Below are 20,840 nucleotides of genomic sequence, written 5' to 3'. Positions count from 1 at the left end.
TGAACTCCCTTTCGTCATAGCTGACAGACCAGGCATCCTTGATCATCGTCATCATCTGGCATCTCGGTAGAGTCGTGCTCCGAGAAAACCGCTATCAAGGTTGAGTTATCTTTTCTTTGCGCCAAACGCTCGACTCGCAATGCATGATCGCGTTTAATTTGCGCCATCCGCTCCGGGCGTTCGAGCTCTGCCAGGCTTTCCCCCTGACTCCATGTAAAGAAGTTACCGGTCTTCTCGAACGGTACTTCGTACTCCTTGGCTTTCTCATAGAGATCCGGATGAGTCTCTTTCAAACGCACCCACTCGATCTTCTGCTGATAGAAGCAAAAGAAGCAGCCGGAACGCGTACGCCCCCACTTGGTATAAGGGGGCATCCCGACGCCGGATGTCCGAAGAATTTCTTCGATGTCTCGAAGAATCAGGCCATCCTCTTGGAAAGGGTAGACAGCCTTAATATTGGTCTTGTGGCTGATATAACCCGACCGATTTTCATCGGCCCTTAGCCCCACATAGTTAACTACTGGGGTATCACCGCAGTAGTCTTCAAATGGCTTCAGCTTCAGCATCTTGGTACACCAGCGGCGGTGGTTCGATGGAATCATCCCGCCGTACATGGTGTACCAATGATCAAAGCCCAGATCTGCGTTGAGGCGATGCAAAGGCTTTCCTAGATAGTTTTCCAGCCGCTGCAGGTAGTCATAGGTTTCTGGCAACTCTTTACCCGTGTCGCTGAAGATGTACTCCATTTCAGGCACGCGGTCGCGCATGTAAATGGCCAATGCAGCGCTATCCTTGCCCCCCGAGAGACTAAGGATGTGCCTAACCTGCGGTTCGTTGCTCATTGGTCAGCTCTTTCTCGTTAATCGCATTAGAGCCTTGCTGCAATTGCAGCAGTGCCTGGGCAAGGGCGGATGCAACTCTGTCCAGATCGCCGCCTACCTGTTTGGTGAGGTCATTGAGCAGATCATCAGCCACACGCTTGGTTTCTTGATCAGAAGCCAGCAGCATCGCAGCCTCTTCGCCACTAGGCAGCGTCAGGGTGACCCCCACAAAACGCTGCGCCTGGCGTTCGAAATCCCCACGAGACATTGCTACACGCAACCAGCGTTTGTAGCGGCCACAGAGATCCTGGACCCTACTCGCAAACTGGGGTGCCTGTGCGTCGGTCCAGATATCCAATGGACGGTGCGCGACCACACTCGCGATCGAATCCAGCCACTTGTCATCGGTGAGCGTGATATCAGCACAGCGCATGATGAAGGATTTCAGATCGGCATCTACCAGAGAGCGAGCCGCATCGGCGCACTCTTCCTGCAACTGTGTACGCAGGGTTTTGAAAGACCCAGTAATGGCAAATGCCTGGGCCATCGAAAGGCTAACCTCATCTTGGAGACGCCTGAATGCCAAGCCCAACTCAGTCAACGAGTCCGTAAGTAGGGTGACAAAATCCGCCCCCTCTTTGCCTTTCATTCCGGTCAGCACACGCGGAATATCTTGGGCCAGTAGAGCGACAGGATCTGTAGCCCGCTTAACGACATCTCTGAATGCCTTGGTCTGATTCGAGAGACGCATTGTCTCCTGCGAATACTGTGGTATTTGCATGTACCAGCGAATCAGCCCCCTCGTTACATCGAGGTACGACGCATCCAAGCTGACCTGTACACCCACAGCCCCTAACGCTGTTGCATAGTCCTGAATCAGTGCCTTGCGCTCAACCGCAGCAAAGCGGCGGAAAGTGAATATCTGTGGGCTTCGGAACATCCGTTGCATATGGTCTGAAGTGAGCTCCAAAACCAGGCTGCCACGTTCAAAAATCGCACAGAACTCTTTATTTAGGAGCAGATAAACCACACACCATATCGATGCAGGGCCATTCCGCACACCAAGGGGAGGCTGAGCAAGCTTGCGGGTTACGTCAGCAAAGCTGACCGGCTTGTCGGTCATGAGCAAAGCATCAAGCTCTAGCCAAACCTTCCTAACGCCAGCATCAGAATCATTGTCCGGAGCAGTTAGCGACCAACGAGAGCCGTTCTTCCGATGCAACCTTGTCGACTGCAAGAGTGAGACATACAGCAGGCGCTCAGGTGGGAAGTCGGTGATTCCAAGCAGCTCCTCGCCGCCATGCTTTTCAAGCAATTCGAATAGACGCTGCCGGGCGGCCGTGATCGCTGACGAGGGTTTGTCCTTGTTGATCAGCTCGTTGTGGATCGTGGGAGCTGACTTGAACACGCTATCGAAAAGCCAAGACGCAGCTTGGCTGAGGTTCATCGACTCACTCCCCTGGACTTCTTTACCTCGGTACCAGTAGGTCAACGCCGAAGCCCCCTTCGCTTGGCGGTTCAGCAGAGCAAGTACAAGACGAGAAACCTCTTCTCTCGATTTGGCTAACTGAGTTTCCACATGACGCTCAGTCCATGGATCAAGAAAACGGCTCTTCACCTGGTCATGCACCATGACCCAGCGCGAATAATTTACAAGAGCACTCCGCTCTTGAGCTCCAACCTGCACGATAGCGGTAAGTGTTAAAGCATCCTTCGCAGTACCAGCAACGGTAGTTGCCGAAGCAATCTGCTCAGAAGATGCTGAATCCACAAACATAAGCCCGATGCAGCCATCGTGCTGACCATAGTTGCCGATGGCCTGTTTGATCGTATCTGGGGTGCCAGCAATCACTCTCACCGAGCGGAGCGTACCTGTCTGCTGGTAATGGCGGCTTGCGATTACACTCCGCTCAGCCAAAGCGAATGCGATCCCGTTGAACATCAGCTCATCGTCGGAGCGCTTCTGAGTCTCTTGGTAAAGCGCTTCGATGTTGACCGCTTGGCTCACAGCGAAGACATAGTCCCCGCTGGCCTGCCTGCTTTGCAAAATTGTTCTGCGTTCAAGATCTGCCAGAGCGGCGGCTATCTGGTCGATTTCACCGCCAGTCCTCATCAGCGCAAAACCCAGCGATTCAGGCGATGCGGCGACATGGAGAGACGGTGCAACCAGTTCGATTACTGCAATCGACTTGAGCAATGCGGTCTGAAGGTCCGTCAGTTCTGCATCACTACGCTCGATCACTGAGCGTGCATATTCCCAGCAGCGTTCTGCCTCCAGATCCCGGAAGCGTAATCCGATACCTGTAGTGAGGTAGTCGAATAGCTCCTGAAGCCCATACCAAGCACCAGGATGAACCCACGAGCGCCCAGCGTAATCACGCAGTGCACCTGTTTCATGCCCACGCATAAATGCATGGAAGGAGCGCTCGCTCTGACCAAAGCGCTTGGAGATGACCGCTAGAGCGGCCAACGCCGCCGGATGTAGGGGATAAAGAGCCTCAGCGCGAGCGAACAAATCACTCTCTACCGATTGACGGAAAAACTTAAAGCCAATGCTGAGTTGATAAATCTCTCGCGCCTTTTGCTGAATAGCAATGGACTGGGTAATGGTTGGACCAGCCCCCAGCGCATGCATAGCAAAATGTGCGTAGCGTTCAACTGGCTCGTCGAACGGTACATCGTCGAAGCGAGCCGATACCTTATGCCACTCGTCAGAAAGACTTCTACCAACGCCTTTTGCATAAGCATCGAAATGCTGATGCAGCATGGTAAGGACGAGCAGACCATCATCCGTGGGATGTGAGGCGGCTTCTGCAATTTGCTGAAGCGACATCAAATCCCCCGCCTCCGGGTGAAGCGCTGCATGCTCGACGAACTTGCCGAGTTCGTCGATCAGCAGCAGTACACCGCCGTGGCCAGCAGATCTCGTAACAGCAATAAAGTCACTCAATAGGCTGCCTGTTGCAGCATTGAGCGGGAGATCACGGTAGGTCTGGCTTTTCAGATCCAGTTGACGCTTCAGATCTTTCGCGAGTCGACTGCTTGGTAGATATTCCAGCGCCTCAATCACCGATTGCGCCAGGGCGTCGCCAAGCGAAGAACGTGAGCCGGTAATGGCCAGTGCGAAACGATTCTGCTCTTGTGGGAACAGCCCTGCAGCTTCAAGGGAAGCCGCTTTGAGTTGCTTATAGATTGCCCGCGAGCTGTCCTTACCCTCCAGCAAACGAGCCAACAGCAAGCCCAATGCCGACTTACCGCTGCCGTACGGACCCATGACCTTCCAGGCACGCTGGGCGCTCCCTGCCTTTAATGCGCCACCAATCTGCCGCAGCACTGTCAGCACGGCCGGAGTGATGAGATAGCTGTCTAGGGACTCCGGGGAGCGCAGGTCTCGGGTAAGGGATATGGAACGAAGGAACTTAGAGTCCAACTCGATTTGATTTATTAAAAGCTCAGACATTCAATTCTTCCCCTGCTACCCACAAGCATGCAGCCCACTCGGGCACCAGTGCAGGCTCAAGAATCACTTGCTGAGTATCAGCAGTGTCAACAAAGCGCAAAACGCTTGGAAACTCGTGCTCTACTCCTTCGAGGAGGGTGCGCACCTGGAATTCATCGAGGCGGAAGACGACACCTGGACTGAAGTCTCCGTAGATGAGATCAGTCAGGCCGAGGGTGGCAGAGCGACGACGCGCAAAGAAATCCACAACTGCGAACAGGAAAATCCGCGGCGATAGGCCCAAGGGAGCATTCCTACCAACGAGATAGACGGTCTTCCCATCGTCAGCAGTCGCTTCTTCAAAAAGCCCTAGGTCTTGCAATGGGCACCAGGAGGTGTCATCTGCAGCGGACTCTTCACGCTTATAGGAATGCAGAAAAATGCTGGCATGTTGTTCCAGCGTCGTGACGGCGAGCTTTTTGCCGATCTTTACGGAACGCTCAAGCAAACCTGCGATAAGAGCTTTACGGTCAAAGCGCGAGTAAGCACTGTTACCGAAGACGAGATTCCAGACGGCAACGTCAGCATGGGTCGAGATCCACCAATGCAGCAACCAAAGCGAATCGGGCTGCTCAAGAAAGCGGTCCCATCCATCGTCGTTGGAAAGCAGGAGCCGCCCCAACGGACCGGATTGAGCACCTCCTGCCTCCCGAGCCTCGACGATCCCGAAAGCCTCACCCCAAAATTGCACCGACTTAACCATGTTACGGCCGATGCCCAAGATGATGGTTGCTTGAGCCTCATCCTTTAGCGCCAACGGATCACTGGAAATGGCATTGTGCAGCTTGGGTAGCCAACCGTAACGGCACACGAAAGACTCGTGTCCCGAATAACGCTCCTCTCGTCGCGGTGCTCCCGCCATCATGCGCTCCTCCCTGATGCGAGCTTGTCTGGGGTAGAGGAATCCCCCCTCTGGACAGCTGGCTCGATGATGATACGTTTTGTTGCGGCATCGAAGTAGATATCGACCTGATCACCCTCGCCAAGGCCTGCATTCCTTAGCAATTGCTCGCTGAGGGCCACCCTCCCGAGCTTCTGAATTCTGCGAGTATCAAACAAGACCTTCATCCGACATTCTCCAAGCCTGGGTTTAGGCTCTACCAATACTCGGAGAATACTTGATTGAGTTCCCATTTAGCAGCGTTTCTGGCTTCAGCCCAGTCAATTTTTTCTCGGAAATTCAATCGATTAAGCTAATCGAGCACTCACGGACTGAGAAACCTTGACCGCGATCGAAATCGCTTGGGGCTGGGCCCGGTCCACCAAGCAGGAAACGTAATCTCTCTAGGGACTCCACTGAATGGATAGACATCGCGACTGGCATAGCGCTTGGATTGTTGGTAACCGAATTCGCCTGGCTGGGCGCCGATGACCTATTGGGCATCCTGCTCAAGGGCCTGCGATTGTCTAGCGGGCCGCTCCCGCCGGGCTTAGTAGTAGGTAGCTTGGAGCACGGCGCTGCTCGCTCGATATCCAGCGCTCACCGATACTAATCTGCACTCGGGGCGTGGTTAACCTGACACTGTCGAAGGTGCGAATACGCATTTTCGCCTGATCGGGTCCCATTAGAGATGTAGGTCCGCAAATCGAGCTGATTGCCAGTCGGGCCTATGCTTTACGTCAACTCGTTCAGGCAGCCATGACCACCATATGGCATGGAGGCAAAAACAGAACGAATCGTCGTTTCTTAGTAAGGCTTTGCTGCACCCAGTGGGGCGGTAAGGCACAGAAAGGATAGCGAACATGGCCAGCCCCTCAATTGAGGCGCGTTTCTGCGCCTATGCAAGAATCCAGGCCATTCAGGCCAAGTACACCCCAGGATCACGGCGCTTTGAGCAGGCGGAGCACGCGCTCGACCTGGCGCTGAGTGAAACACGGACCATTGACAGGTTTCTCCTACGCAATCTTCTCCGCGACTCTAAGCGAGTCTTGTCTCGGCAGTCCGCGGCTCGTCGCTATGTAGACCTCCCCGCTGAAGGCGAGTCGAGCTGCTTTGAGGAGGGACGCTTTGGCGACCCTACGAACCCAGAAGCATTGCTTGAAGCGAATCAGCTCGCCGAGGCGGTCGCTGTCGAGGTCGGCAGGTCCAGCAGCCACGCAGTACGCGTGATGGAGGGGCTGATCACCGGAGAAACACTTGGTGAGACCGCCCGCGCAACGGGTATCTCTGCTGCCCGTATAACCCAACTGCGCAGGGCGATTCGTGTTGCGACCACCAAGTTCGAGGCGAGCCTCCGTGACTAACCATGTCCTTTTGCTAGGTGCGCCGCGGCGCTTCGGCTATATCGCCGTGCCGCACCAGCTTAGAACCGTAATTCCAGCAGGCGCCGTCGGCGTGTACATGCTGCTGCGGAACAACATGCCTTTCTACGTCGGCCGCTCCGACAGCTGCATCGTGAACCGACTTTGCGGCCACGAACGATTAATCGAGACCAGCCACATTGTTTGGGAGCCGTGCGCATCCGCAGAACACGCATTTCGGCTCGAGTCCGCGTGGTTTCACATTCTGTCGGCAGACGGACGCATCGAAAACGTAATTCACCCTGCTCGCCCGATGGGAAACCTCCAGGGATGCCCCTTTTGCAACAAGAAAGACGTGGAAGCTCTTATGTACGCGCTTACCCATTTGAGGTAGCAGCCTACAACTGGTGCCCAGTTTGGCTTTGAGCTCGAAAGCAAACTTGATGGAGGGTCTGTATGAACGCTGATCGCGAAGTAAAGAAGCCCGTCAATGAACGGATACCCATGATCATGGCGGGGCACGCCCTCGAATCCTTGCGAGATTCGGGCCACAGCCTATCTACGGCCCTGGGCGAGGTGATCGATAACAGTATCGAAGCAAAGGCCAACGAGATACGTATCCAGCTCGACCAAGCGCAGAATCGGCAAGGCAAAAAGCATGTCCACCGGATTGCCATTGCAGATGATGGAAGTGGTATGGATCAAGACACGCTGCATCACTACTTGGTCATTGGTTTCTCGACGCGTTACATGAGAACCGACACGATTGGTAAGTACGGGGTTGGAGCAAAGCTCGCTGCACTCAATTTTGGGCGCCGCATCAACGTCTGGAGTCGTGGCCATGCACACTCGCCGTGGCTGCACACCTATTTCGACCTCGATAAGGCACTCAAAGAAGAAGAGGCAGGCGAAATGGTCGGCCTCGAAGCTCCTAATCAGGAACCAATTCCAGACGATCTGGAAAATCTTTTGCCTTCCGGTACGGGCTCCTTGGTCGTCTGGTCTGAAGTCGACCGACTTGAGGAAGGCCGAATGGCAGCCAACTTCGACGAGCTCCGCGCGGAGCTAGAGCAAGAGCTTGCTAGGATTTTCCGTTATTTCATCAATGGCGGAATAAAAATCAAGGTCAATGATAAAGAACTTATCGCGCATGACCCCTTGATGAGCATGGAGGGCACTTGGGCTGATCACATTCTCACACGCGAGACAGCAGGTGAAAAACGGGCTCGTGGCACTAATCGTGCTCTCGATCACTTCCCAGCAAAGGTTATCGGCGACGATGAAATTCGCGTTTCTGGAGGAAAAGCACGCCTGAAGGTAACCCTATACCCCAAAGAAGTGATTCGGAAACGTTATTTGGGTGGCGACAAACTCGCGAAGGAGCTTCGCGTGCCAGACAATTTGGGCGCAATGAGCTTCATTCGGATGAGCCGCGAGGTGTCATACACAAACGTGCCTCGTATCCTTCCGGCCGGAGTCCAAGATCCTGATCGTTTTATCGGGATTGAGGTGTCCTTCAGCCCAGACCTGGATGATTACTTCGGCATACGCAATGTGAAACGCGGGGTTGAGCCTCATGGCGAGCTACGAGACAAGATCCGGGGCTGCCTTGAGCGCCACATCCCAACGGCACGCAAGGAAATCGATGAGATTTGGGGAAATGCAGCCAAAGAGGACCACGACAAGGAAGGTGAGCATTCTGCTGTCCTCTCGGCGGTAAAGGATGTTGATGTCACAATGCCCAAGGGCCGCGCCGAGGGGCCATCCGATTCTAATGAGGTTGATCGGGTACTTAAGGAGCTTGCACGTGATGTTGGCCACAAGTCCGAAGAGGATAAAAATGCCTACGTCGAAAAGGTCAGGGAACTACCATTCGTGATCGAATCGGTGGACTTTCCTGGAAATATGTTCATTAGCACGCAACACTTGGCCAACCAAGTTATTATCCGCCTCAATACCCGCCACCCGTTCTATCGTGAAATGTGGGAGCCCCTCAAAGAAATCTCGGAGCGAGATCCAGGGGCCGTCTCGGGAGATGAAGCGGTGAAGGCTGCGCGCCGCACGATTGAAGCGCTGACGCTTCTTTTGATCGCGTACGGTAAGGCGGAGTCAATGCATAAGAACCCAACCGATCAGTACAGTGACCTTACGCAGTACTGGGGTCAATTCCTTTCGACGATGCTTAAGAAAGTAAAGGGCGTAATCTAGAGGTTCTTCATGTGAGCGCGCCCAAAAGGTAAGACTCCCCACGCGAGCCTTTCCTCTTCTCTCAGTGAACTACTAATTTTGGACACCGATAGTGACATCTGAGGAGTAACCAAGGAGATATGCACTACGCCAAGGCCCTGCCGAATCACCAGTGCAGCGACATCACCAGCCACAACTCGGTTGACGAAGCGGGGCAATTAGCTGGTGTGCAGCCAACAAGGTATCGGCAACGAATTCGCGGGGACCAACGCTGACAATATTGAAGAGGACGCTGGGGAGAAATTCCGCAAAAGTCCCAGAAACGAAAAAGGCCGGTTCATTTCTGAACCGGCCTTTTTCTGGATATGGTCGGGACGGAGTGATTCGAACACTCGTCCCCTTGCACCCCATGCCAGTGGTCGACCTCATAACTCACAGATTTTTCTAGCATCATTTAGGGCGCTCGCTGCAACCGATGTCCTACGCTACCTGACGGTTTTCAACGATTTCCCGCAAAAGTCCCTGACCAGCACGACGCCTCCTGCTGCCAGATACTCATCCTCAGAACAATGAAATCGGGTAGGAGACGATCAAGCGATTCTCGTCGAAGCTGGTGTTGCTGCCCCAACTCCGGCGCATGGTCGAATTGCGCCATTTCACCCCGAGAGCCTTGAAAGTGCCGGACTGGACCACGTAGGCGAGCTCGCTTTCCCTCCCCCACTCCTTGGCATCGCGATCGGCACCAACGTGGATGTCGTCTCCACTGATATAGCGATTCATCAGGGTCAATCCGGGTATTCCGACTGCAGCGAAGTTGTAGTCATGGCGTACCTGCCAAGAGCTTTCGTTGGCATTGTCATAACTGGAGCTGAAGCTATCGTTGGCGAGACTGCCGCCAGCGGTGCCGTTGACCCGCATCCAGGCATCGTCACCACCAACCTTCTGCAGTCCGACATAGAAGGTATTGCCGCCATACTTCGCGGAGAACAGACCGGACCAGGTGTGGTTGTCCAGGTTACCAGCCTTGGCGCTACCGTCTTCTTTGCCGGTGAAGTAGCCGAGGGTGGCGCCGAGCGTCCAGTCGCCGATGGGTTGGCTGTGCACCAGCTGGACGAACTGCTGCTCGTAGATGTCCTTCAATTCGGCATTCCACAGACCAACCAGCGTGCGGTTTTCATTGAAGGCGTACTCGCCGCCAACAAAGTTGAAGCGGTCGGATGTAGCGTCGGGCCGGCCGTTCATGAACATGTCTTCCATGCTCGCATCATTGCGCGGACTGTTGCCCCGGAACTGGCCTCCATAAAGGGTCAGGCCCTCGATTTCCTTGGAAGTCACCTGGCCACCCTGGAAGGTCTGCGGCAGCGAGCGACCGTCATCGGAGCGTAGGATCGGCAACACCGGCATCCACTCGCCGACCTTCAGTTCTGTATTCGAAACTCGCATCTTGCCTGCCAAGGCCAGACGGCCGAAGTCGTCGGCGGGACGACCATCGCCATGGACCGGCAGTAGCTGGGTGCCCTTGGTGCCCTTGCCACCGTCAAGCTTGACCGAAAGCAAGCCGAGCATGTCGGCGCCGAAGCCCACGGTACCCTGAGTGAAGCCCGACTTGGCATCGAGTATGAAGCTCTGTGTCCACTCTTCAGCCTTGCCCTGGGTGGCGGTGTCCACAAAATTGCGATTGAGATAGTAGTTCCGAAGAGTCAGGGTGCCCGTCGCATCCTCGATGAAACCGCTTTCTTGCGCGGCTGCTACCACAGAGGAGGCTCCGGCTACACAAACGATGGAGAGCGCAATCGCCGACCGAACCGAGGATACCGGCTGACGATTTGAATGATTTGAGAGCTTCATTGTTGTTATCCCTCTAGCAAATTTAGGCGTGAAGCGTCCCCCTCCGATGATTTGAAGTTCGTCGGACGTTGGGGAAACTGCGAATGAATCCAGGTTCAAGCAAACGCCAGCCCGTGCCACCGCGCATCGCTAGTCAGCGGTGCAAACCTGAGCGCGTCGTCGGGCCTGGGTTGGTCTTTGGGGCTTTTTCTCCGGAGCGAGGCAACTCACCGGCCAGGCTCAGCCCCATCTGCCGCTAAAACGACAGATGGGGTAGCGGAGTTCGATTTAGCGTCCAGTCCAGCGGGGCGACCGCTTCTCAGCAAAAGCAGCAAGTCCCTCACGCGCATCCTCGCTTTTCCAAAGGCGTTGGATTGCCGGATGCTTCCAGAGGACCGCACTACTGAGATCAGGCGTACGAAGAGTCGAATTGACCACGGCCTGGGTCGCCTCGATTGCCAATGGCGAGCACGCTACGAATGGGGCGGAAGTCCTCTACTCCTACGTTCAGTACGCTTTTGGTGCATTAGGTAACCAGCTTCTCGCCTTCCTGATCACGTTGGCCTGTTTAGTAACCGCCGTTGACCTCACCTGTTCCTGTGCCGAGTCCTTCAGCAAATTCCTACCCTTTAGCTACAAAGGGCTGGTTGTACTACTGGCCGGATTCTCTTTTCTGTCCTCCAATCTCGGACTTACGCAGCAGGTTCAGATCTCCGTCCCAGTGCTCAATGCCATTTAAAGACGCCGCCACGTCAATCAGAGCGCCGACACCTGCAGCGCCTGCAGTTGGGATCTGCGCGCGTGCTGGCGACCCTGGGTGTAGATCGCCAGCGCGGCCAGGCCGGCTGGGATCACCAGGGCGGCGAAGATCTGCTCGAACGACCAGCCCAGCGTCATCATCTGCGCACCGGCGAAGGCGCTGAGGATGGCGCCGAAGCGGCCCACTCCACTCATCCAGCTGGCGCCGGTGGCGCGCGCCTCGGTCGGGTAGAAGCAGGCGGCCAGCGCGTTCATGCCGACGCTGGAGCCGTTGAGACAGAAGCCCACCGCCCAGGCGACGGCGCAGAGCAGGACGAACTCGTGGGTGACGTGGCCGATGGCGAAGATCACCGCGCCGCCGAGCAGGAAGGTCAGCATGATCACCCGATAGCGGCTCCAGCGGTCCATCGCCCAGCCCACGCTCAGCGCACCGACCGGCCCGCCGATCTGGAACATCGAGGTGACGATGGCGGCGTCGGCGACGCTGTAGCCGCCGCCCTCCTTGACCAAGGTCGGCAGCCAGCTGCTGAACAGGTAGACCAGGAACAGCGAGAGGAAATAGCCGGTCCACAGCATCAGGGTGCCGAAGCGATAGCGCGGCGACAGCACGATCTGCGCGGGACTGCGGTTGACCGCCGGCGCTTCGGGCAGCATGAAGGTGGTGTTGGCGTTGGTGCTGCCGGGCGCCAGGCGCTCGATGATGCTCCACACCCGTTCGGCCGGCGCGTTCTTCGCCACTAGGAACCTCACCGACTCTGGCAACTTGAACAACAGGATCGGCGCGACGATCAGCGGCAGCACGCCACCGAGCACCAGCACGCTGTGCCAGCCGAGGTTGGGGATCATCCACGCCGAGAGAAAGCCGCCGCCGGCGGCGCCCAGGGAGAAGCCGCAGAAGGCCACGGTGATCAGGAACGAACGGCTGCGCTCTGGCGCGTACTCCGACACCAGGGTGCTGGCGTTGGGCATCGCCGCACCGAGGCCGAGGCCGGTGAGGAAACGCAAGGCGACCAGCATGCTGACATCGGTGGAAAATGCCGTGGCCAGCGTCCACAGGCCGAAGAAGAACACGCTGCAGACCAGCACTATCTTGCGCCCGTAGCGGTCGGCCAAGGGGCCGGCGACCAATGCGCCGACCGCCAAACCGATCAGCGCGGCACTCAGCACCGGGCCCAGCGCCTGCGGGCTGAGGCCCCAGTCCATCTTCAGCTGCGGGGCGATGAAGCCCATGATCGCCACATCGAAACCGTCGAGGGCGATGATCAGGAAGCCGAGGAAGATGATCCACTTCTGATAGCCGCCGAGCGGCCGGCTATCGATCAGTTCACGCACGTCCAGCATTTGCGTTTTGTTCACAGCAGTCACCTCTCAATGTGGGTCGCCAACGTGGGCGGCCGCTTTCTTGTTTTCGAAGCGATGGCCTGATGGCCAGGTGTTGCCTTACATGCCTCCCCGAAGGCAGGCGGGGGAATGTGATGTCTCCTTGTACGAAGAGCTGTCACACGGATCAGTCCCCTCTCCCACTCTTTAACAAGGAACGAGCGGGGATAACGAAGGCCTCAGCGCCCCTCCAGCGCCCTGAACCGCACCGGTTTGATGATCCGCGTCTCCTGGGCAACGATCAGGTGCTTGGAGGCCTGCAGGTACTCGTTGAAATCGGGGTCGCTGTCGCGCGCGGAGCTGCGTTTCTCGAAGTCATCCAGGCTGTCGTAGCCCCATAGATGCACCACCTGGTTCAGCGGCCCGATGCTGCTGGTGTAGAACGCCAGCGGCGCGCCCAGGTGCTTGAGCAGCAGCGGCATCGCCAGGCGGTCGAACACCTCGAGGAACTCGGCCATGCCGCGTGGCTTGATGGTGTAGATGCGATGGTCGACGATCGGCTTGTGGTTCATCTCAGGCCACCTCCTGGCGCTTGGCCCTGGCGGTGGTGACGCCGGCCAGGTGGCGGCCGGTGAGGTAACCGAAGGTCATGATCGGCCCCAGGGTGATGCCGGCGCCGGGGTAATTGCCGCCCATCACGCTGGCGCGGTCGTTGCCCACCGAATAGAGGCCGGGAATGGCCTGGCCGCTGGCATCCAGCACTTCGCCCTGGACACTGGTGCGAATGCCGTCGAAGGTACCGAGATCCCCCATCACCACCTTCAGGGCGTAGAAGGGGCCTTCACTGACCGGTGCCACACAGGGATTGGGGCGGTGCTCCGGATCGGCCAGGTAGCGGTTGAATGAGGTACTGCCGCGACCGAACTGACGATCCTCGCCCTGCCCCGCACCCTGGTTGTACTCGCGCACGGTGCGCTCCAGTTCGGCGGCATCCAGGCCGGCGCGCTGCGCCAGTTCCGCCAGAGTCCGGCCTTTGACGAGGTAGCCGTTGCGTACCAGGGGCGCCAGCGGTATCGGCGCCGGCTTGGCATATCCCAGGCCGTACTTGGCGATGGTGCGGCTGTCACAGATCAGCCACATGGCGGTTTCCTGCTCGCCCGCACAGGCCTGGATCATGGCCGCGCCGACATCGTGGTAGGAGTTGGACTCGTTGGTGAAGCGACGGCCATTGCGCAACACGCCGATCACTCCCGGTTTATAGCGGTCCAGCAGGTGCGGGAAGGCGGTGTGGCCGCCGCCAATGGGCACCCTGGACACCGGCATCCAGGCCGCTGCCTCGGGATAGCGGATATCCACCTGGCCACCCGCCGCCTCGGCCATGCGCAGGCCGTCGCCGGTATTGCCCGCCGGCACCGGCGAGAAGTGCTCGCCGCCACGGCGCAGATGGGGATAGGCCTCGCGGATGCGCTTCAGGTCATGGGAGAAGCCACCGCAGGCCAGCACCACGCCCCGCCGCGCCTCGATGCGGAGCGCCTCGCCGGCAGCGGCGGCGATGGCCCCGCGTACCCGGCCGTTCTCCAGCAGCAGCTCACGGGCGCCGGTGCCGGTGTGGATCGGGATGCCGAGGTCCAGCGCCGATTTCGCCAGGCGGGCCGCCAGGGCGTTGCCGCTGGTGACCTGAATGCCACGACGGTACAGCAGCAGCTCCTTCAGATGGGTAGCCAGGCGCCGGGCCACGTAGACGAAGGACTTCAGCGAACGGGTTGCATTGAAGAAGTGTTTCAGGTCGGCGTTGGACGAGTTGAACATCATGCCGATGAAGGTGATGGTCTTCAGCGGCGGGCGCAGGCGCGCCATGTCCTTGCCCAGGCGGCGAATGTCGAAAGGGGCGGCGAGGATGGAGCGTCCGGTGTCGACGCCCCCGGCGATATGCGGGTGGTAGTCCGGGTAGAGGGTTGGAACGAATTTCACCTCGGTCTCGCGCTCGAAGAAGTCCACCATCTCCGGGCCGGCGTCGAGGAAGGCGTCCACCGCCTCGGCGTCGAAGAAACTGCCGGTCTCGTTCTCCAGGTAGGCGCGCGCGGCTTCGCGACTGTCCGCAATGCCGTTGGCACGGGCGTGGCGATTACCGGGAATCCACAGCACGCCGCCGGAAAAGGCCGTGGTGCCGCCGAAGACGGTGTCCTTCTCGATGACCACCACTTCCAGGCCCTGTTTCCTGGCCGTGATAGCGGTGGACAGGCCGCCGGCGCCGGCGCCTATCACCAGCACATCGCACTGTATTCGGTTGGCTGTCTGTTGGTTCATGGGCTGACTCTCGAAATTCGGGCCGAAAGCCGCCCGCCCGGCATCAGGCAGGCATAGGCTCTCGGGCGGTGAATGGGGGGCGGATCAGCCCTGGCTGACGGGCGATTCGTAGCCGGGCCGCGGGATCAGTGCCATCAGCATGGACTCCAGGCCGCCATCGACCGTGATCTCGGCGCCGTTGACGTAGTCCGAGCGCGGGCTGGCGAGAAAGAGCACGGCGTTGGCGATGTCCGCCGGCTCGCCGATGCGACGGTTGGCGGTCATCGCCTTGCGCGCCTGCTCGACACGGGCATCGGCATAAAAGGCCGCCGACAGTGGCGTGCGGATCAGGCCGGGGCAGATGGCATTGCTGCGCACGCCCCGGGCGCCCCACTCCGCCGCCAGCTGCCGCGAGAGCATGCTCACCGCTGACTTGGCCGCGCTGTAGGCACCGCTCCAGGTCTGCGGATAGTGGGCAGCGATGGACGCGACATGCACGATGCGCCCGGCACCACGCGCCAGCATCGAGCGACCGAAGGCCTGGGCGCAGAGCAGGTAGCCGTTGAGGTTGACCGAGAGCACCTGATTCCACTGCTCCAGGGTGACCTCCTCCAAGGCGGCAGGGCGCAGCACGCTGGCATTGTTCACCAGCACATCGCAGCGGCCATACCGCGCCTCGACCTGCGCGGCGGCGTCCTGAACGCTGACCGGGTCGGCGATATCACAGCCGATGGCGGGCACCTCGTGGCCGGCCAGTTGGGAAAGGACGCCAGCCAGGTCACGGCATTTGTCCAGCTCACGGTCCAGCAACACCACGCGAGCCCCTTGCTGCACCAGGGAAGTGGCGATCTCGGCACCGATGCCGCCAGCAGCGCCGGTAACGACGCACACGGCGTCGTGGAGACCGAGCCAGGGGTTTTGCGCTTGGGAATTGGTCATTGTTATCTCCAGCAAGCCAGGCACGAAAAGCGAGTGGCGGCGGGGAGATTCGGCAGCCCCGCGCCTGGAATCCAGCTTATGGCCGGTAGCCTCGGGCGCAGAATGGACAAAAACCGCAAGCAGCCAGACATTTTCAACAAAATGTCCAAACCCTTGCGCAAGCCGATAAAGGCTCGCACGAGCGCGTGAACGCGAGGCTTTGGAGGATGGCTTGAGCGCAGCGATACCCAGCCTTCCGGCGTCGTTGGGTAGCGCTGTGCGCAACCCAACTTATGCATCCGGCGGGCGGGTTTCCGGGAGGTGGAAATCTTCGCTATGGTAAAAAACCATCTCGCCTGCAGACCAGCACAATAATGAGCAAGATCCCCAACTACGATCTCTATGGCGAAACCCCGCAGCCGGTGTGGCACGAAGCGCTGCACGTCGAGTCGATCTCGGCGCGTTCCGGCGCCTACAACTGGGAGATTTCCGCGCACCGCCACGACGGCCTGCTGCAGATCCTCTATGTCCAACAGGGCGCCGGCGAGGTGCTGATGGACAGCGCGCGGGTGCAGGCGCAGGCGCCCTGCGCGATCGTCATTCCCGCGCAGATCGTGCATGGCTTCAACTGGGCCGGGCGGGTCGAGGGCCTGGTGATCACCGCCGTGCAACCGCCGCTGGAAAGCATCGCCCGCACCCTAGCGCCGAACCTGCTGCCGTTACTGCAGAGGCCCCAAGTGATCCCTCTGCCGCGCTGGAGCGGCGCCGACGACCCGTTGCTGCCGCTGTGCCAGCAATTGCGCGAGGAGTATTTCAGCCGCGAGCGCGACCATCAGGCCTGCAGCATAGGACTGTTGATGGCATTGCTGATCCACATCTTCCGCTTCGCCGGGCCGGACGCCGAGCAGCCGGTGGCCGCGATCAGCCGGCGCAGCCAGCAGGTCAAGGCGTTCCGCGAGTTGGTCGACAGCGACTACCGCCAACACCGCCCGGTCAAGGACTACGCCAGCGACCTCGGCGTCACCGTCGCCACCCTCGGCCGCCTGTGCCAGGAGCAGTTGGGCATGACGCCAATGGCGGTAATCAACGCCCGCCTGATGCTGGAAGCCAAGCGCGAACTGGCCTACTCGAGCCTGAGCATCAAGGAGGTCGCCCATGACCTCGGCTTCTCCGATGTTGGCTACTTCAGCCGTTTCTTCCGCAAGAACAGCGAGCTGAGTCCGAGCGAGTTTCGCGAGGCATCGCGGCGCGAACAGCCTGCCGCCGGCCAGGCTGTTGGAAACGTGGCGAGCGAAGGTTAGACAAGGCCTGGATGAGCAAATCGTCCAACGCTTTGAAGGTTTTCTGCATTTATCCCGTGCACCGTTCCGGCCGAGAATTCAGGCTCACAGGGCCTTGAGCTTTCCCTAGGCCCGATGCACGAGGACAACAACAATGAAGACCCAAGTCGCCATTATCGGGGCCGGCCCTGCCGGTCTGCTGCTCGGCCAGCTGCTGCACAAGGCCGGAATCGACAACGTCATCGTCGAGCGCCAGAGCGCCGACTACGTGCTCGGCCGGATCCGCGCCGGCGTGCTCGAACAGGGCATGGTCGAACTGCTGCGCGAGGCCGGCGTCAGCGAGCGCATGGACCGCGAAGGCCTGGTGCATGACGGCTTCGAGCTGGCCTTCGACGGCCGCCAGGAATATATCGACCTGAAGGAACTCACCGACGGCAAGACGGTAATGATCTACGGCCAGACCGAGGTCACCCGCGACCTGATGGCAGCCCGTGAAGCCAGCGGCGCGCGGACCTTCTACGCGGCCGGCGAAGTGCAGCCGCACGACCTGAAGGGCGATGCGCCCTACGTCACTTTCGAGCAGGACGGCGAGCAGTTCCGCCTGGATTGCGACTACATCGCCGGCTGCGACGGCTTCCACGGCGTGTCGCGCCAATCCATTCCCCGTGAGGTGCTCAAGGAGTATGAGCGGGTCTACCCGTTCGGTTGGCTTGGCATCCTAGCCGATACGCCGCCGGTGAGCGACGAACTGATCTACGCCAACCACGAACGCGGCTTCGCCCTGTGCAGCATGCGCTCGCCGACCCGCACCCGTTACTACGTGCAGGTGGCGGCCGAGGAAAAGGTCGAGGACTGGTCCGACGAGCGCTTCTGGAACGAGCTGAAAAGCCGCCTGCCGGAGCAGACCGCGGCCAAGCTGGTCACTGGCCCGTCGATCGAAAAGAGCATCGCTCCGCTGCGCAGCTTCGTGGTCGAGCCGATGCATTACGGCCGCCTGTTTCTGGTCGGCGACGCCGCGCATATCGTCCCGCCGACCGGCGCCAAGGGCCTGAACCTGGCGGCCAGCGACGTCAACACGCTGTACCGCATCCTGGTCAAGGTCTATGCCGAAGGCCGCAGCGAGCTGCTGGAGAAATACTCGGAAATCTGCCTGCGGCGGATCTGGAAGGCCGAGCGCTTCTCCTGGTGGATGACCTCGCTGCTGCACCGCTTCCCCGATACCGATGCGTTCAGCCAGCGCATGCAGCGCACCGAGCTGGACTACTACGTCGGCTCGCTGGCCGGGCGCAAGACGATTGCCGAGAACTATGTCGGTCTGCCCTACGAGGCGATCGACTGACCGAGCGGGTATTTGCGGTGGAGCGAACCCCTGTTCTATCGTCGGGCGAGGCGCGCGTCGCGATGCCAAAATTTCCCGATGCCCGCTTCGCCGTTCGCGCCAATTAGCGCGTGCCAGGGCTACATCAATGCCATACAGGTGTGGCCCTACTCCGACGGAGCCTTGTACCAGGTGTACACCAGCCCGGGGCGGGTGACGGCAATCAACCTGCAGGCTGGCGAGGAGCTGGTCACGGTGGCCGCCGGCGATACCGTGCGCTGGATTGTGGGCGACACCTCCAGCGGTAGTGGAGACGAACTGCGTGTCAGCGTGCTGATCTAGCCAACACGGGTCGACCTCAAGACCAATCTGGTCATCACCACCACGCGGCGCACCTACCTGATCGAACTCACCTCCACCGAGCAAGCCTGGATGGCCTCGGTGTCCTGGGACTCCCCCAAGGATCGCATGCTCGCCCTGCAACGCCGTGCTACGGCCGCGAAGGAGGCGGCATGCCTGAGCAGTTCTTCGAGTTATCGGAACAGGATCAGCGTGAAGCACTTCAGTTTGCCGCTGCCCAGACGGGCCGCCCTGCTCACCTGCTGGAAAAGGACTTGTGGGTGGTCTGGACGCTACGGGCTTTCCAGGACGACTCAGCCACGCCACCTGGCTCGAAATCAGCCCCTATCGAGGCCTGCTCGCACTATTCTGACCCTGGCGTGGCTCAAATCCTCACCATAGATTTAGCGGATCATATATGGACCACTATACTGCTTTAAGGCGTACAATGGCTCAAAAATGAACCGTTATAAGAGGGTTTACCTTGGCCCTTACCCATGCCCTGCTCGCCCCCGGCGAACTAGCCCAGAAGATCGGTGCCAACGCCCGGGACGCGCGACTCGCACAGAACCTCTCCCGCAAGTCCTTGGCACAGATGGCGGGTGTTTCCGAGTCGACAATCAAGCGGTTCGAATCGAATGGGCAGATCACTCTCGATGCCCTGGTGCTCATCGCCACGGCACTTGGCGCCACACGCCAACTCGCTGAACTGTTCAAGCATGAGCGCCCCGTATCGCTTGAAGAAATCAAGCAGGCAGGACGTACCCGGGGACGCCAATGAAATCGATCAACACCGTAGAAGTACTGCTAGCGGGCATACCTGTCGGGGAGCTGGTCGCTAGCCGACAGGGCATCTACTTTGCCTATCACCCGCAGTGGGTGACGCAAGGCTTCAACCTGTCGCCCCTAAACATGGACTTCACTACCCAACCACAGAAAGCAGCAGATCCAGTCCTTTTCTCTGGCCTACCAGGGGCGTTTGCTGACTCCCTCCCGGACGGCTGGGGCTTGCTGCTCATGGACCGTTATTTCCTTGCCAAGCATGGAAAAGACCGGAGAGACATTTCCCCGCTCGACCGGCTGGCTTACATGGCCGACAGGGGCATGGGTGCATTGGAGTATCGCCCAGTCCTCGAGCGCACCACCGACGAGGATGATATTGACCTGGTCCAGCTCTATCAGGAGTCCCAGGCTGTTTACGAAGGAGAAACCTCGTCCACCCTTGATGCTCTGCGCCTGGCTGGTGGCTCCCCTGCCGGTGCCCGCCCCAAGGTCGTCGTTGCCCTATCACTAGATGGAACGCAGTGCAGTACGTCTTTCAAGCGGCTTCCGGCTGGCTACCAGCACTGGCTAGTAAAATTCCGGGCACCAACCGAGCATCGTGACACCGGAGCCATTGAGTATGCCTACTCGGTGTTGGCAGAACGTGCCGGGGTGAAGATGGCCGCAAGCAATCTGCTCACAGTCAAGTCCTCAACCGGAATCGAGCGTTTCTTTTCTGCCGAGCGTTTCGATCGGATCGGAAATAGCAAAGTCCACATGATGACTGCTAGCGGCATTCTCTATGCCGATTACCAAGCTCCATCGCTGGATTATTCAGATCTATTGAAAGCGACCAACGCTTTCACTAACCATGCGGCAGAGGTCGAGCGCATGGCGAAGCTCATGGTGTTCAACGCCTTGACCCACAACCATGACGACCACGCTAAGAACTTCGCGTTCTTGCACGATCAGGGGCGATGGGTGCTGGCCCCAGCTTATGACCTGACCTATGCCTCTGTTCGAGGATATGCAGATGAGCACACAACCTCGTTCAATGGTTCCGGCTTGGCCACTCGCAAGAAGCTGAAACAGGTTTGCGCTCCTTTCCGCTACCTAACCCCGGATCTCTACATCGAGCAGACCCTCGATGCCCTTTCCGGGTGGCCCCCCTTATGCAGTGAACTTGAGATCGACCCCGAGCAACAGAAAGTGATTCAGCGGGCCTTCGACGAGATCCGCAAACGCCTCGGCTAACGCTGGGGATTATTTGCGGCTGACATAGC

General features: G+C 58.9%; 16 protein-coding genes and 2 pseudogenes. 9 read left to right on the top strand and 9 right to left on the bottom strand.

Annotated features, from left to right (window positions below):
- Window positions 1-14: 14 nt before the first annotated feature.
- Genes E8F11_RS11290 through E8F11_RS11275 form a run of 4 tightly spaced genes read right to left on the bottom strand, consistent with a single transcriptional unit; the run spans window position 15 to window position 5,388 of the window.
- Window positions 15-842 carry a phosphoadenosine phosphosulfate reductase family protein gene (locus tag E8F11_RS11290; RefSeq protein ID WP_280288917.1) on the bottom strand — a complete coding sequence of 276 codons (828 nt, stop codon included), beginning with the start codon at window positions 840-842 and terminating at the stop codon, window positions 15-17.
- Window positions 820-4,281, bottom strand: coding sequence for a hypothetical protein (locus E8F11_RS11285; RefSeq protein WP_280288916.1), 3,462 nt, complete (start codon window positions 4,279-4,281; stop codon window positions 820-822). The genes E8F11_RS11290 and E8F11_RS11285 overlap by 23 nt, the downstream gene beginning before the upstream one ends.
- Window positions 4,274-5,185: a DUF4007 family protein gene (locus E8F11_RS11280; RefSeq protein WP_280288915.1), complete on the bottom strand. Its 912-nt coding sequence runs from the start codon at window positions 5,183-5,185 to the stop codon at window positions 4,274-4,276. The genes E8F11_RS11285 and E8F11_RS11280 overlap by 8 nt, the downstream gene beginning before the upstream one ends.
- The gene (locus tag E8F11_RS11275; RefSeq protein WP_280288914.1) at window positions 5,182-5,388 is read right to left on the bottom strand and encodes a hypothetical protein; all 207 of its coding nucleotides are present in this window, start codon (window positions 5,386-5,388) and stop codon (window positions 5,182-5,184) included. Before E8F11_RS11275 ends, E8F11_RS11280 begins: the two co-directional genes overlap by 4 nt.
- Before the next feature lie 675 nt (window positions 5,389-6,063).
- Between E8F11_RS11275 and E8F11_RS11270 the strand changes: the two genes are divergently transcribed.
- Both E8F11_RS11270 and E8F11_RS11265 read left to right on the top strand, forming a co-directional pair.
- The gene (locus E8F11_RS11270) at window positions 6,064-6,564 is read left to right on the top strand and encodes a hypothetical protein (RefSeq protein WP_280288913.1); all 501 of its coding nucleotides are present in this window, start codon (window positions 6,064-6,066) and stop codon (window positions 6,562-6,564) included.
- A 453-nt stretch (window positions 6,565-7,017) separates the two neighbouring features.
- A complete protein-coding gene (locus E8F11_RS11265; protein WP_280288912.1) occupies window positions 7,018-8,769 on the top strand; it encodes an ATP-binding protein in 1,752 nt (583 codons plus the stop codon).
- Between the two features lie 540 nt (window positions 8,770-9,309).
- Here the strand turns inward: E8F11_RS11265 and E8F11_RS11260 are convergent.
- Window positions 9,310-10,596 (bottom strand): OprD family porin, encoded by a 1,287-nt coding sequence (locus E8F11_RS11260; protein ID WP_280288911.1) that lies wholly within the window; start codon window positions 10,594-10,596, stop codon window positions 9,310-9,312.
- Window positions 10,597-11,047: 451 nt separating this feature from the next.
- Here E8F11_RS11260 and E8F11_RS11255 point away from each other — a divergent pair.
- Window positions 11,048-11,311, top strand: a pseudogene (locus tag E8F11_RS11255) (branched-chain amino acid transport system II carrier protein); the annotation flags it as partial.
- 20 nt (window positions 11,312-11,331) lie between these two features.
- Here E8F11_RS11255 and E8F11_RS11250 read toward each other — a convergent pair.
- The 4 genes from E8F11_RS11250 to E8F11_RS11235 all read right to left on the bottom strand — a co-directional run bounded on the left by E8F11_RS11250 (window position 11,332) and on the right by E8F11_RS11235 (window position 15,879).
- Entirely contained in the window at window positions 11,332-12,690 is a 1,359-nt protein-coding gene (locus tag E8F11_RS11250) for an aromatic acid/H+ symport family MFS transporter (RefSeq protein ID WP_280288910.1), read from the bottom strand.
- Between the two features lie 203 nt (window positions 12,691-12,893).
- Window positions 12,894-13,226 carry an NIPSNAP family protein gene (locus E8F11_RS11245; RefSeq protein ID WP_280288909.1) on the bottom strand — a complete coding sequence of 111 codons (333 nt, stop codon included), beginning with the start codon at window positions 13,224-13,226 and terminating at the stop codon, window positions 12,894-12,896.
- A gap of 1 nt (window position 13,227) precedes the next feature.
- Window positions 13,228-14,961: an FAD-dependent oxidoreductase gene (locus tag E8F11_RS11240; RefSeq protein WP_280288908.1), complete on the bottom strand. Its 1,734-nt coding sequence runs from the start codon at window positions 14,959-14,961 to the stop codon at window positions 13,228-13,230.
- An 84-nt stretch (window positions 14,962-15,045) separates the two neighbouring features.
- Window positions 15,046-15,879, bottom strand: a complete 834-nt coding sequence (locus E8F11_RS11235; RefSeq protein ID WP_280288907.1) for an SDR family oxidoreductase — start codon at window positions 15,877-15,879, stop codon at window positions 15,046-15,048.
- Between the two features lie 353 nt (window positions 15,880-16,232).
- Here E8F11_RS11235 and E8F11_RS11230 point away from each other — a divergent pair, with 353 nt between their 5' ends.
- The 6 genes and pseudogenes from E8F11_RS11230 to E8F11_RS11205 all read left to right on the top strand — a co-directional run bounded on the left by E8F11_RS11230 (window position 16,233) and on the right by E8F11_RS11205 (window position 20,811).
- Complete coding sequence (locus tag E8F11_RS11230; RefSeq protein WP_280288906.1) at window positions 16,233-17,159, top strand: helix-turn-helix domain-containing protein; 927 nt, start codon at window positions 16,233-16,235, stop codon at window positions 17,157-17,159.
- Between the two features lie 133 nt (window positions 17,160-17,292).
- Complete coding sequence (gene pobA / locus E8F11_RS11225) at window positions 17,293-18,477, top strand: 4-hydroxybenzoate 3-monooxygenase (RefSeq protein ID WP_280288905.1); 1,185 nt, start codon at window positions 17,293-17,295, stop codon at window positions 18,475-18,477.
- A 96-nt stretch (window positions 18,478-18,573) separates the two neighbouring features.
- A pseudogene (locus tag E8F11_RS11220) lies at window positions 18,574-18,960 on the top strand (TrbG/VirB9 family P-type conjugative transfer protein); the annotation flags it as partial.
- Window positions 18,961-18,968: 8 nt separating this feature from the next.
- Window positions 18,969-19,235: a hypothetical protein gene (locus E8F11_RS11215; protein ID WP_280288964.1), complete on the top strand. Its 267-nt coding sequence runs from the start codon at window positions 18,969-18,971 to the stop codon at window positions 19,233-19,235.
- 44 nt (window positions 19,236-19,279) lie between these two features.
- Window positions 19,280-19,576 (top strand): helix-turn-helix transcriptional regulator, encoded by a 297-nt coding sequence (locus E8F11_RS11210; protein ID WP_280288904.1) that lies wholly within the window; start codon window positions 19,280-19,282, stop codon window positions 19,574-19,576.
- Entirely contained in the window at window positions 19,573-20,811 is a 1,239-nt protein-coding gene (locus tag E8F11_RS11205; protein ID WP_280288903.1) for a type II toxin-antitoxin system HipA family toxin, read from the top strand. Before E8F11_RS11210 ends, E8F11_RS11205 begins: the two co-directional genes overlap by 4 nt.
- The last annotated feature ends 29 nt before the right edge of the window (window positions 20,812-20,840 follow it).

It is taken from the genome of Pseudomonas sp. BN417 (genome assembly GCF_029871205.1).
In the GTDB taxonomy this organism is placed as follows: domain Bacteria; phylum Pseudomonadota; class Gammaproteobacteria; order Pseudomonadales; family Pseudomonadaceae; genus Metapseudomonas.
This window is presented reverse-complemented; position numbering and strand designations above follow the sequence as displayed.

What these genes read in the sequence shown, in the direction of transcription:
- E8F11_RS11290 (WP_280288917.1), bottom strand. Translation starts at nt 842, where the DNA reads ATGAGCAACGAACCGCAGGTTAGGCACATCCTTAGTCTCTCGGGGGGC.
- E8F11_RS11285 (WP_280288916.1), bottom strand. Translation starts at nt 4,281, where the DNA reads ATGTCTGAGCTTTTAATAAATCAAATCGAGTTGGACTCTAAGTTCCTT.
- E8F11_RS11280 (WP_280288915.1), bottom strand. Translation starts at nt 5,185, where the DNA reads ATGATGGCGGGAGCACCGCGACGAGAGGAGCGTTATTCGGGACACGAG.
- E8F11_RS11275 (WP_280288914.1), bottom strand. Translation starts at nt 5,388, where the DNA reads ATGAAGGTCTTGTTTGATACTCGCAGAATTCAGAAGCTCGGGAGGGTG.
- E8F11_RS11270 (WP_280288913.1), top strand. Translation starts at nt 6,064, where the DNA reads ATGGCCAGCCCCTCAATTGAGGCGCGTTTCTGCGCCTATGCAAGAATC.
- E8F11_RS11265 (WP_280288912.1), top strand. Translation starts at nt 7,018, where the DNA reads ATGAACGCTGATCGCGAAGTAAAGAAGCCCGTCAATGAACGGATACCC.
- E8F11_RS11260 (WP_280288911.1), bottom strand. Translation starts at nt 10,596, where the DNA reads ATGAAGCTCTCAAATCATTCAAATCGTCAGCCGGTATCCTCGGTTCGG.
- E8F11_RS11245 (WP_280288909.1), bottom strand. Translation starts at nt 13,226, where the DNA reads ATGAACCACAAGCCGATCGTCGACCATCGCATCTACACCATCAAGCCA.
- E8F11_RS11240 (WP_280288908.1), bottom strand. Translation starts at nt 14,961, where the DNA reads ATGAACCAACAGACAGCCAACCGAATACAGTGCGATGTGCTGGTGATA.
- E8F11_RS11235 (WP_280288907.1), bottom strand. Translation starts at nt 15,879, where the DNA reads ATGACCAATTCCCAAGCGCAAAACCCCTGGCTCGGTCTCCACGACGCC.
- E8F11_RS11230 (WP_280288906.1), top strand. Translation starts at nt 16,233, where the DNA reads ATGAGCAAGATCCCCAACTACGATCTCTATGGCGAAACCCCGCAGCCG.
- pobA (WP_280288905.1), top strand. Translation starts at nt 17,293, where the DNA reads ATGAAGACCCAAGTCGCCATTATCGGGGCCGGCCCTGCCGGTCTGCTG.
- E8F11_RS11215 (WP_280288964.1), top strand. Translation starts at nt 18,969, where the DNA reads ATGCCTGAGCAGTTCTTCGAGTTATCGGAACAGGATCAGCGTGAAGCA.
- E8F11_RS11205 (WP_280288903.1), top strand. Translation starts at nt 19,573, where the DNA reads ATGAAATCGATCAACACCGTAGAAGTACTGCTAGCGGGCATACCTGTC.